This window comes from Daejeonella sp. (genome assembly GCF_037719425.1).
Lineage (GTDB): Bacteria > Bacteroidota > Bacteroidia > Sphingobacteriales > Sphingobacteriaceae > Daejeonella.
Genome location: NZ_JBBJNI010000003.1, coordinates 1 through 12,382, shown reverse-complemented (window position 1 = coordinate 12,382; position 12,382 = coordinate 1). Strand labels below are relative to the sequence as shown.

Annotated in this window: 8 protein-coding genes; all 8 read left to right on the top strand. The window is 40.8% G+C overall.

Features of this window, described 5'->3' with window-relative positions; all coding sequences use genetic code 11:
• Positions 1 to 71 precede the first annotated feature (71 nt).
• Positions 72 to 1,121 carry a PmoA family protein gene (locus WKF69_RS00705; protein WP_340378627.1) on the top strand — a complete coding sequence of 350 codons (1,050 nt, stop codon included), beginning with the start codon at positions 72 to 74 and terminating at the stop codon, positions 1,119 to 1,121.
• A gap of 672 nt (positions 1,122 to 1,793) precedes the next feature.
• Complete coding sequence (locus WKF69_RS00700; RefSeq protein ID WP_340378625.1) at positions 1,794 to 2,348, top strand: RNA polymerase sigma-70 factor; 555 nt, start codon at positions 1,794 to 1,796, stop codon at positions 2,346 to 2,348.
• Between the two features lie 102 nt (positions 2,349 to 2,450).
• Complete coding sequence (locus WKF69_RS00695; RefSeq protein WP_340378623.1) at positions 2,451 to 3,626, top strand: FecR domain-containing protein; 1,176 nt, start codon at positions 2,451 to 2,453, stop codon at positions 3,624 to 3,626.
• Between the two features lie 254 nt (positions 3,627 to 3,880).
• Positions 3,881 to 7,234, top strand: coding sequence for a SusC/RagA family TonB-linked outer membrane protein (locus WKF69_RS00690; protein ID WP_340378621.1), 3,354 nt, complete (start codon positions 3,881 to 3,883; stop codon positions 7,232 to 7,234).
• A 23-nt stretch (positions 7,235 to 7,257) separates the two neighbouring features.
• A complete protein-coding gene (locus WKF69_RS00685; RefSeq protein WP_340378619.1) occupies positions 7,258 to 8,808 on the top strand; it encodes a SusD/RagB family nutrient-binding outer membrane lipoprotein in 1,551 nt (516 codons plus the stop codon).
• 101 nt (positions 8,809 to 8,909) lie between these two features.
• Positions 8,910 to 10,208 carry a hypothetical protein gene (locus WKF69_RS00680; protein ID WP_340378617.1) on the top strand — a complete coding sequence of 433 codons (1,299 nt, stop codon included), beginning with the start codon at positions 8,910 to 8,912 and terminating at the stop codon, positions 10,206 to 10,208.
• Between the two features lie 85 nt (positions 10,209 to 10,293).
• Positions 10,294 to 11,541, top strand: coding sequence for an amidohydrolase/deacetylase family metallohydrolase (locus tag WKF69_RS00675; RefSeq protein ID WP_340378615.1), 1,248 nt, complete (start codon positions 10,294 to 10,296; stop codon positions 11,539 to 11,541).
• A gap of 30 nt (positions 11,542 to 11,571) precedes the next feature.
• Positions 11,572 to 12,382, top strand: an 811-nt coding sequence (locus tag WKF69_RS00670) for an aminotransferase class V-fold PLP-dependent enzyme (protein ID WP_340378613.1), incomplete at its 3' end; no start/stop codon positions are given.

Genomic DNA, 12,382 nt, shown 5'->3' with positions numbered 1-12,382 from the left:
CACTAATTCTGCAATTCAATTTTGTTTGCTGTAAATCTGGGTGATAATTTTATCGGTATTAAATAATCGTAATGAATAGGATTTTTAAAAAATTATGTCCCTTATTGCTGGTAGGGGTGATAGGACTTTTGGCCGGGAGTGAAGATAAACGTTTTGCTATATCAGAAAACAAGGCTGGAAAAAGAATAGATATAACTATAGATGGTAAGCCTTTTACTTCGTATATCTATCCTGAGAACTTAATGAAGCCGGTTTTATATCCTTTACGTACCGCTCAAGGCACCTTTATTACAAGGGGCTGGCCTTTGGCACCTCGTTCGGGAGAACGTGTTGACCACCCTCATCATGTTGGAATGTGGTTTAACTACGGCAATGTCAACGGTCTTGACTTCTGGAATAACTCAAACGTTATACCAGCAGAAAGGAAAAGCGGATATGGTGCAATTAAGCATTTCAGTGTCGATAAAATGAAAACTTATAGCGATCGGGCGGAATTAGACGTCACAATGTATTGGCAAAAACCCGATGGTTCCAATTTATTAAGGGAGGAAACTAAATACATATTTAGTGGAAAAGGGGAGAGACGTGATATTGAATTGATCACCAAGCTAACGGCTCTTAAAGAAGAAGTCTCTTTCAAGGATAATAAAGAAGGCTTACTGGGTATTCGCTTAACAAGGGAATTAGAACATCCTTCCGATAAGCCTGAAAAGTTTACTGATGCCAGTGGTAAAGCTACGGATGTCGCAAAAATGAATAATGAAGCGGTTACCGGCAAATACAGCAGTAGTGAAGGCAGGGAAGGAGACAATGTTTGGGGAACCAGAGGGAAATGGATGAACCTGAATGGAAAAATTGGAAATGAGCCTGTTTCATTGGTAATTCTTGATAATTCCAAGAATGTAGGGTACCCTACCTACTGGCATGCTCGTGGATACGGACTATTTGCAGCCAATCCTCTTGGTCAGAAAGAATTTAGTAAAGGAAAGGATGTGTTAGATTACAAACTTGCGGCAGGTCAATCAGTGGTTTTCAGGTACAAAGTACTTATTAATTCTGGCAGCAATTTAACAGACGATCAGGTAAATGCTGAGTTTACAGCTTTTTCGCGAACTAAATAATGCCAGAGAGCTCGGGAGTGAAAGTTTAATTAGCCCATAGATTCTTCCTGTATCCTGATTGCATTTGAAAATTCGTATGCATAGGAATGCTTTGCGCTGGAAGGCAGCTTTAATTTATACGAAAATAATTATTCCGAACAGATGAAAAAAGATATAATCTATACACCAATACAAAAATTTGTTTTAGTTGCACTGAGATTATTGATTGGATGACATTAATGTATGAAGGTTTCTCAAAGTTATTAAAGCCCAACTGATCGTCCTCTGGATTTCTACAGGAATCTCAATGGATCCTTTCGGGATTTTCTCATTGGATTATATCCCATTCAATGGTACTTAATACGGTAGACTGGTTGAATACATGGGGGTTAATAGCTATTGATATAGGATTAATTCTTGGACTTTTACATGTATCAATTATCCCAGTTTACCAATACCACGAAGCACCCGAGATAACTGGAATACGTCTTCTTGACAGATATCCCTGTGAAATTTTTAAGTGATTGCCCGGAAACCAAAATCGGCAGGTGGGGCATCTGTGTCTCAATCCTTATGAGATATATTCCTGGTAATCGTTAATTTCTTTTTGAAAACAACTTGAATTTTTTGAGATAACTATGTTAGTGAGTTGCTGAAATATTCTTATATTGATCTAGCTTAACTGACAATATCTTGAAATATAAGTCTTCATCGGATAAAGAATTGCTTGAATATCTGAAAGCAGCCGAACAAGAAGCGTTTACTGAAATTTATAACAGGTACTGGAAACGGCTTCTGGCAATTGCTTATAATTTTAGTAAAGACAAATCTATCGCCCAGGATATCGTTCAGGAAATATTCACCCAGCTTTGGGTCAGGCGCGCAGAACTTAATATAGATTCTTTAAACAACTATCTGGCCACCGCAGTAAGGTTCTCTGTATTCAAACTTATTTACAGGCAGAAAAGAAGGCAGGAGATCGAGTCCCGGAATTGTAAAAAAGAGTTATCAACAATTAGTGAAGATCAGATAGAGGCCAGGTTCACCCAGGAATATATTAATAAGATTGTAGAACATCTCCCTGAAAACTGCCGGCTTGTGTTTAACTATAGCCGGAATTCTGGTTTGTCTATCTCCGAAATTTCAATGCTATTGGGGATATCGAAAAAGACTGTTGAGGGACATCTTACCAAAGGGTTGAAGGTCATCCGATTAAGTTTAAGGGATGGGTTTAATTTTTTCTTTTAAGATTTACGTATCCTTTTTCAAAAAGCATTTTATTTTCTTTTAGACCAAGGGTAGTATGCCCTGTTATGGTACTTAATTTATATAAGCCCAAATGGGTTACCTATGCAAAAAGATCAAGTCCATAAACTAGTTGAAAAGTATTTTCATAATACTGCTTCTCAGGAAGAGATTGACAAGTTGTTTCAATGGTATCGGTCTGAAATTTCCGGTCAAACTGAATGGGACTTAAATGAATATGAAGATGAGGAACATCTGAAGACAGTGATCTTTTCCAAAGTTGTTGGTAATAGCCGGATAGGCATAATAGGTTCTGTTAAGCCACTTTATTCCGCAGGTATAGCAGCCAGTATCTTGTTATTACTGATGAGTAGCTTATATTTCTATTCTCATAAGGAATTGACACATTCAATTGTTCCTGATAAAGTTGCTTCGCACTCAAAACCAAAGGATATACCTCCTGGCGGCCTTAAAGCTATACTCACACTCGCTGATGGGCGAAAAATTGTCCTTGATGATTCTCGCAATGGGGTTTTAGTCAATCAAAATGGCATTAATGTACATCAAAATTCAAATGGAATAATAGAGTACACCCTTACTAATCAGAGTCAAAACAGCCCGCTTAATGCAATAGACAAGATCAAAACCGTTTATAATACTATAGAAACGCCTGTTGGGGGCAAGTTTCAGTTAAATCTGGCTGACGGAAGTAAAGTATGGTTAAACTCAGCGTCTTCACTTCGCTTCCCTGTTATTTTCACCGATGATACCCGTGAAGTAGAGTTAAAAGGAGAAGCCTATTTTGAGGTTTCAAAGGATATTCATAAAAAATTCTCTGTTCGTTCCGGTAATCAGTCAGTGGAAGTGCTAGGCACTCATTTTAATATCAATGCTTATTCTGATGAGTCGGCCATTACTACTACTCTGATCGAAGGGAAGGTTAGGGTAATTGAACTCAACACCAAGGAGTCTCAAATTCTAAAACCGGGAGAACAGTCGAAAGTTGACAGGAGCATTAGAATTCAACGTACATCTGATACGCAAATCGAAGTCGCCTGGAAAGATGGTTATTTTTATTTTGACAACGCTGGAATTGAGACAGTCATGCGTCAGCTTGGAAGATGGTATGGGATAACAGCCAAATATGAAGGAAGGTTGCCCGAGCATCACTTTTCGGGAGCTATATCTACTAATTTAACGCTCTTAGAAGTATTGGAAATTCTTGAAAAGAGCAATATACATTTTCGATTGGAAGGGAAGGAGGTTATCGTTATGCCTTAAATCTAATTGGAAGAAGGCACAAGTAAAAGCCAGAAGCGTTGCCGCGCTCCTGGCCAAAGTCTGGTCTTCGAAATAAAAAATATCGAGATAGTTTATTGACCACCAAACCAAGCAAATTTATGAATTTATTTACTAAAACTGAAGGCAGATTAGGTCGTTCCGTATCTATAGACCTAGAGCCACTAATTACCAGCAGGATACTATCCTTTGCATATGGTAGTAAAAGAAATACATTTAGTTCAATTTTCCTAGCTATGAAGCTAACATTCATTCTTCTTGTAGTGTTAATATTAAATGTTCGTGCTGAAAGCTTCTCACAGAAAGTTACATACAATGGCGAAGACGTGCCTATTGAGAAAGTGCTTTCCACCATCAAGAAGCAGACAGGATATGGATTTTTCTTCCAGAAAGAATTGATCAGCCTTGCAAAACCGGTAACGATAAATGTTGTTAATGAGGATCTATCAAAAGTTCTAATTGCCGTTTTCAAGGATCAACCGCTCGAGTACAGTATCAGGAGCAAAACAATACTTGTGTCTCAAAAGGTATTTGCAGTTTCTGTTCCAGAAGCCTCTTTCCCAAACATTCAAATTTTTGAAATCGACAAGGATATCGTCGTAAGGGGACAGATAACCGACACACAGGGCGAAACCTTACCCGGTGTAAGTATCAAGCTGAAAGGTACCTCAGTTGGTGCAACTACAGATATTGACGGAAGGTTTACCATTAATGTGCCCGATAATAACAGCGTACTTGTTTTTACCTATATCGGGTATCAAACGCAAGAAGTTACAGTGGGCGCCAGAACGACATTAAACGTTAAACTTGAAGCCGCCAACACCGCACTTAGTGAAGTGGTTGTTACAGCTTTAGGTATCTCGAGGGAGAAAAAAGCACTTGCATATTCTGTAACAGAAGTGAAAGGGGATGAGTTTATTCAGGCTCGGGAAAATAACATCGCAAATGCATTAACCGGAAAAATTGCTGGTGTGAATGCAACAGGTATGTCTTCAGGACCTGGTGGATCAAGTCGGGTGGTAATCAGGGGTAATGGTTCCTTAAGTGGGAATAACCAGCCTTTGTATGTCGTTAATGGTATGCCGATGAGTAATAATCACCGTGAAATCAAATTGGGGGAAGGCCTTTCCACTGTAGATAGAGGCGATGGAATTGCAGCAATCAACCCTGATGATATCGAAACGATCAACGTTTTGAAAGGTGGTCCGGCTGCCGCACTTTATGGTAGTCAGGCATCAAACGGGGTTATCCTAATTACAACCAAAAAAGGTAAGATGCAAAAAGGGGTAGGAGTAGAAATTAACAGTAGCTATTCAATGGGTAGCCCATCCATGTACCCGGAGTTTCAATACGAATATGGTCAAGGCCAAGATGGTATCAAACCGCTGTCTAAAACCTTGTCAATCAGTTCCGGGCGTTTAAATTTTGGAGCAAAAATGGATGGTCAGCCTTACATACAATTTGATGGTGTTATGCGTCCATATTCTCCGGTAAACGTAAAAGACAACTGGAAAAATTTCTACAGGCCAGCTACCAATTTAACGAATACTGCTGCATTTTCAGGCGGTACTTCTGAAGCTTTAACTTATCGCTTATCATTATCAGATCTTGAGGCGCAAGCTTTGGACCCAGGTTCTAGTTATAACAGACAAACTGCAAATCTAAATCTGCGCTCTGTTCTGGCCAAAAAAGTAATTGTTGAAGCTACCATGCAATATAATCTTGAAGGTGGAAAAAACAGACAGGGAAATGGTTATGCAGACGGAAACACGTCATGGACAGCTAATCTGCTTGCAAACACCGTAGACATCAGAAGTTTGGCTCCAGGTTATGATCCGGTAACATTCCAGGAAATTCCATGGCAGCAAGTTCCTGAGGCTCAAAACGCTTATTTCGTTATTAACCGCATGGGTAATAAGGATACTAAGAACAGATTCATGGGTCAGGCAAGTGTACAATATAATATCCTCGACAATCTGTTTATAAAAGCAAGTGCAATGAGAGATATTGACCGTTTTGAATCAATGGATTACATGCCTGTAGGTACACTTAAAAGACCTTTAGGATTATATAATTCTGCTGCTTCTTTTTCTCATCGGACTACCGGGCAACTTCTCATGAATTATAATACTTCCATAGTAAAGAACTTAACAGTTAATGTACTCGGCGGAGGATCTATCGAGAGAAGCCTAATTGAGGGTACCACCAATAACGGAAGCGAATTTATTGTTCCAAACTTTATAAGTTATTCCAACTTATCACTTCAGAAAGCTGATGTGCAATTTTCTCAGTTCGGTCAAAACTCTGTTTTTGGTTCAGCGGATTTTGGCTTCCGAAACTTATTGTACTTAACTTTCACAGGCAGACAAGATTGGTTTTCTCAACTAAGAGCCGGAAAGAATTCAATTTTCTATCCTTCCGTTGGAACCAGTTTTATTTTATCAGATGCGATAAAATTGCCTAGCCTGATTAGTTTTGCTAAACTGCGCGCATCCTATGCACAGGTAGGACAGGCTACAGTGAATCCTTATCAGATCAACCAACTATACACATTTGAGCAAGGTGGGCATATCGGCCGACCAGTACAAAATACAAGTTCCGCATTAGCGAATATTGATCTTCAGCCACTTACTTCAACTACTTATGAAGGAGGTGTTGACCTGCAATTTCTTAATAACCGTTTAGGTTTAGATTTCACCTACTACAGCCGTCAAACAACGGATGACATTATCGCTGTTCCAACAGCTGCTAGTTCAGGTTATACTTCTGCCTTACTAAACATTGGTGCTCTAAGTAATAAAGGAGTTGAGATATTATTGACGGGTGAACCGATTAAAGGAAAAAACTTTAACTGGGATGTTAGCTACAACTATGCTTACAATAAGAGTGAGGTATTAAAACTTGCTCCCGGAGTTGCTTCAGTTAATGGTTCAAGAGTTGGAGACCCATTTAATACAATTCAAGGTGTAACCTATCTTACAAATGCTGCTGGCGTCAGGGTTTACAACAGATTGAGTGGTTATCAAGTTTCAGGTCCGATACAACCATACGGTGTTGGTGTTCCACCAACTACTATGGGCTTAACGAACAACTTCAGATATAAAAACTTTTCGTTGAATACACTCATAGATGCAAAGTTCGGTAACACCGTTCAATCACTCTTATCCCGTTACATGTACAGATTCGGACTAAAGAAGGAAACTCTTCCTGGTCGTGAAAATGGATTAACAGTGACTGGAGTTGATCAGGCTGGCCTTCCATTTACAAAATTATGGCCGGTTGATCAGATGGATACTTACTATAACAATCAGGCGGGTATAAGTCCATTGGAGACTTCAGTATTTGACGGAAGTTTTGTTAAACTTCGTAGCGTTATTTTGAGCTACAGACTTCCTGTTAATAAATTGCAATTTGTGAAGTTGCAGTCCGCCGACATTTCATTGGTGTCCAGAAACCTGGCGATTCTTTATACGAAGATTAAAGACTTTGATCCTGAATCAAGTTATACTATTGACAATAATCAGGGCCAGTCTTCGAATACAACTCCAAGACTCCGGGAAATTGGCCTTAATTTAATTGTTAAATTTTAATCTCCACACCTAAAATTTAAAAAATGAAAACGAAGAACTTTAAATATATATGTGTGGCTGCCGTTCTTGCTACCATAGCAACGTCCTGTACAAAGGATCTTGAAAAACTGAACGAAAATCCCAATGGGTATGCCATTGCTAACCCGGCATTTCTTTTTACCAAGTCCCAGTTAACCATGGTAGGCTTGAGTCCGGGTGTTAGAAGGTTTACTATTAATCAGGCATTGCAACAGGAGGCTACGTACAGTGAAGTAACTGCGCCGGGCGACAAATACTTCGCAGAAGGTAATGTGAGAGATCACTGGGCTGCTTATTCAGGTTCCGTAAATCAAATAGATCTGGTTCTCGAGAACACAAAGGATGCTGAATCTATTAACAAACAAGCAGCAGCCAGAATTTGGAGAGTATATATTTATCATCAATTAACAGATTTATACGGTGATATTCCTTATTCTGAAGCCACTAAAGGAGGAACAGGAAATTTCAATCCTAAATATGACCTTCAGGCTGATGTTTACAAAAACATGTTTAAAGAACTGGATGAAGCAGCAGCCTCTTTCAACGCGGCTAAACCTGTATTTGGATCAGCAGATTTGTTATACGACGGGAATGTAGTAAAATGGAAAAAATTTGCATACTCAATGATGTTACGCTTAGGCATGCGTTTAACCAAGATCGATCCAGCTTTAGCAGAGACCTGGGTTAAGAAAGCAATAGCTGGCGGTCCAATATTGGAAGATGCAGATATGGCTAAAGTACCTTTTGCTGATGGTGGTTTAGCAAGTAATAGAAATCCTTTGTCAGATCACATGCGCATATTGGACTATGTAGATGGCCAGAATCCATTAAACGTTCAGGGATCGAAACTATCCAAAACTTTCATTGAGTTTCTAAAAGGCAACTCTACTACTACCAAAGATCCAAGGTTGAACGTGATAGCAGTACTTTGGGTTAAACAACCATCAGGAGTTTATGTAGCTGATACAGCAACCGCCTTACAGAGAGGGATGCAAAACGCTTTATACAAAGCTTATCCGCCCGATTTTGAAACCTATTCTGAGCCAAATCCAAATACTGTAATGCGTTATGATGCTCCGGTTATCGTAATGTCACCTGCAGAAACTCACTTCTTATTAGCTGAAGCTTCAATAAGGGGATGGTATACTGGAACTGGTGCTATTTCCTATGACAATGGAGTTAGGGCAGCAATGAGGCAGTGGTCGCTATTTGGATCTGGCGGTGTTATTTCTGCAGCTCAGATAAATTCTTACGCAGCGAATAATCCATTTAAAATTGCCGGAACATTCAATCAAAGATTAGAGCAAATCTCTGTTCAGAGATGGATATTAGGTTACCTTGATCAGATAGAAAGTTTTGCAAATTGGAGACGTACAGGTTATCCTGCACTTATCCCAACTAATTATCCGGGTAACATTACAGGTGGCAGAATTCCACGCCGGTTCATCGTGCCTGCAAGTGAAGAGCAATTTAATAGAGAGAACTTCCTTGCTGCCAAAGCAAGACAAAGTGGCGATAATACGTTGCTTAGCCGAGTTTGGTGGGATAAAGAATAATTATTCTAGACCAGAGAGGAGATAACTATATCTTAAGATGTAGTTTTCCCTCTCTGTTTTTTCTACTACTTAAGAAATAAGAATTCCCATTTACAAATGAAATGAAGCGTAGAGAACTCCTTAAATACCTGTCAATAGTGCCGGCATCTGGTGCGGTAGCTGCAGCGATTATGCCCTACCAATCGTCAAATGCGGAAGAAGTTACGTCTTATGTACCTGGGGTTCAGTCGGGGCCTAAACGGATTGCTGCAATCCTCACCGAATATCGTCCCAATTCTCATGCCGATGTCCTCATTGGAAAATATCTCGAAGGATATAACCAGGACCAAATGGCACCCTATCCGGATTCGAAAATCGTCTCAATATTTACCGAGCAGGTTCCTGAGAACGATATGAGTCGTTCATTGGCGAAGAAATATAATGTTCCAATCTTCAGAACTGTGGCAGATGCCCTGACTTTGGGCGGGGATAACCTTGCAGTTGACGGAGTTATATTGGTCGGCGAACATGGGGTCTATCCAGTGAACGATAAAGAACAAAAATTATATCCAAGGTTCGAAATGTTTTTGAAAATCACTGACGTATTCCGTCAGTACAAAAAATCAGTTCCGGTTTTTAATGACAAACATTTGTCATGGAGCTGGCGGCAGGCTAAGCGAATGGTTGAAATTTCGAAAGAACTGAAGTTTCCAATGCTTGCCGGTTCAACGATTCCTGTTTCATTGCGTATTCCGGCAATCGATACCCCTTACGGTGTCAAACAGACATATGCTGTGGGAATCTCCTATAGCGGATTGGATATTTATGGTTTTCACTTACTTGATGGTTTGCAGGCAGTAGTTGAAAGGAGAAAAGGCGGCGAAACGGGTGTTCGGGCAGTACAGTGCCTCGAAGGACAGGACTGCTGGAACTATATTGACCGGAATGAATGGGTGAAACGGCTTTTTGATCAGGCGCTGTCTCACAGTGAGAAGCGTGAACCAGGCGATATAAGGGAGCTGGTGAAAAAGCCTGCAGTATTTATTATTGATTATAATGACGGATTAAAGGCAGCTGCGTTTCTGTTAACAGGCCTGGTTCAGGACTTCACCTATGCCATAGATCTGGAAGGTCAGCAAAAACCATTCTCTACGTTAATGAAGTTACAGGCCGGAAAGCCTCATTACCATTTTGGTTGCCTGGTAAAGAATATAGAAATCATGTTCAAGACTGGGAAGGCCCCATATCCGGTTGAGCGTACTATGCTTAGCAGCGGTATCTTAGATTTTGCACTTGAATCCCGAATTTTGGGCTATAAAAGGCTGGAAACTCCTGAATTGTCAAAGGTACGCTACCTTAGTTCTCCGGAATCACATTTTTTTACCAAAGGATGGGATCAAAACGGGAAGAGATTAGACTGAGGGCAGTATAAACCATCACTCTTGGCGTACCTTATCAAAAATGTTTTAAATATTTAAACCCATACATCCAGAATAAATTAGTAAAATGAGGAAGTTTTATATTTTTTTTGCAAGTCTATTATTGCCGCTTGCTCTGCTCGGCCAGGCAAAACCCTACAGTATTGTTATTAAAGGGGGACATGTTATTGATCCGAAAAACAACATTAACCGCATAATGGATGTTGCAATCGCGGATGGAAAGATTGCAAAAATAGCTTCAAATATAGATGCTTCGCAAGCGCAGCAGGTAGTTGCTGCTTTGGGGATGTATGTAACCCCCGGCCTTATTGATCTCCACGGACACGTTTTCGCGGGAACGCAGCCAAACCAGATGTATAGCAATGGGTTTAGCAGTGTAATGCCTGACGGTTTTTATCAGCGTGTTGGAGTAACTACAGTTGTGGATGCCGGAGGTGCCGGATGGAGAGATTTTCCGACTTTTAAAAAGAACATCATTGATAATTCTCAAACCCGGGTACTTTCTTTTCTGAATATTGTTGGCGACGGTATGCGTGGCGGACCCGTTGAACAAAATGTCAATGATATGGATCCGGTGAAAGCTGCCGAAGTGGCAATAAAGAATAAAGAACATATTGTCGGCATCAAAGTCGCACACTTTTCTTCACCGAGTTTTATTAACGTGGATAGAGGCGTGGAAGCCGGGAGAATAGCCAACATGCCCGTAATGGTCGACTTCGGAGGCACCAAACCCAGATTATCTATTCGGGAGCTGTTCATGGTCCACCTTCGTCCCGGAGACATTTTCACACACACGTTCGGCGAACTGTTAGACACAAAAGAAGCAATAGTGGATACAGCTACCAAGACGTTAAAGCCTTTTGTTCTCGAAGCGCAAAAACGAGGGATTATTTTTGACGTGGGATACGGTGGTTCGAGTTTTACCTATTCTCAGGCTATTCCCGCTGCTAAAGCCGGATTTCATCCTAATACGATTAGCACCGACCTCCATATAAGCAGTATGAAGGGTTCTATGAAAGATATGCTTAGCGTGATGTCTAAATTTTTGAAGCTTGACATGGGTCTCCCCGCAGTCATCCGGGCAAGTACATGGTCGGCAGCAGAAGCAATAAAACGCCCTGAGTTAGGCCACCTCTCTGTCGGAGCAATCGCAGATATTGCAGTCCTAAGCATGAGGACGGGGAATTTTGGCTTTTATGATCTGGCAGGGTATAAAATGCAAAGCAACGAGAAACTGGAATGTGAAATGACAGTTAAAGACGGGCGGATCGTCTATGATCTTAACGGAATAGTGACACCCCTGCCTAAACGCTAAAAAGTTCATTTTAAAATTTTAACAGTTATTATGAGACGCAGAGAAATCCTAAAAACTTTATCTATACTGCCCTTCGCTGGTAGTATTACAGCGGTAGCAACGCCCGTTAGATCCTCAGCAGGACCTGTTGCTGAACGCGATCTTTTCGCAGAGCTGGGTCTACGGACCTTTATTAACGCGGCGGGAAATTATACTGCCATGACCGGGTCTGTTATGCCCGATGAGGTAATGGCTGCCATCAATTCATCATCTAAAAAGTTTGTGAAGCTGGATGAATTGCAAGATAAGGTCGGAGAAAAGATTGCCGCTCTTTGTCGTGCTGAAGCTGCAATGGTAACAGCTGGTTGCTGGTCGGCACTTACCCTTGGTATGGCTGGTGTGCTAACAGGATTGGACGATAAAAAAGTAAGTCAGGTACCTAATCTGGCAGGAACTGGAATGAAGACCGAAGTTATTCTTCAGAAAAGCCATTCCCTGGGTTATGATCACGCACTCACGCAGGCTGGTGTTAAATTGATTAAAGTTGAAACCCGGGCTGAGCTTGAAAAAGCAATAAATTCTCAAACAGCTATGCTCTGGTTCCTCAACAGGGAGGCGCCAAAAGGTCAGATCAAACACCAAGAGTGGATTGAGCTTGGAAGGAAATATAACCTGCCGACCATGATCGATATCGCTGCAGATGTACCACCGGTTGAGAATTTATGGAAGTTTAACGAAATGGGATTTGACCTGGTTGCAATATCAGGCGGTAAAGCTATGCGTGGGCCTCAAAGTGCAGGAATCCTGATGGGCAAGAAAAATTTCGTTGCAGCAGCGCGGCTTAGTAATAATCCGAGAGGAG

Coding starts and splice junctions, on each gene's coding strand:
- WKF69_RS00705 (WP_340378627.1), top strand. CDS start 72: ATGAATAGGATTTTTAAAAAATTATGTCCCTTATTGCTGGTAGGGGTG.
- WKF69_RS00695 (WP_340378623.1), top strand. CDS start 2,451: ATGCAAAAAGATCAAGTCCATAAACTAGTTGAAAAGTATTTTCATAAT.
- WKF69_RS00690 (WP_340378621.1), top strand. CDS start 3,881: ATGAAGCTAACATTCATTCTTCTTGTAGTGTTAATATTAAATGTTCGT.
- WKF69_RS00685 (WP_340378619.1), top strand. CDS start 7,258: ATGAAAACGAAGAACTTTAAATATATATGTGTGGCTGCCGTTCTTGCT.
- WKF69_RS00680 (WP_340378617.1), top strand. CDS start 8,910: ATGAAGCGTAGAGAACTCCTTAAATACCTGTCAATAGTGCCGGCATCT.
- WKF69_RS00675 (WP_340378615.1), top strand. CDS start 10,294: ATGAGGAAGTTTTATATTTTTTTTGCAAGTCTATTATTGCCGCTTGCT.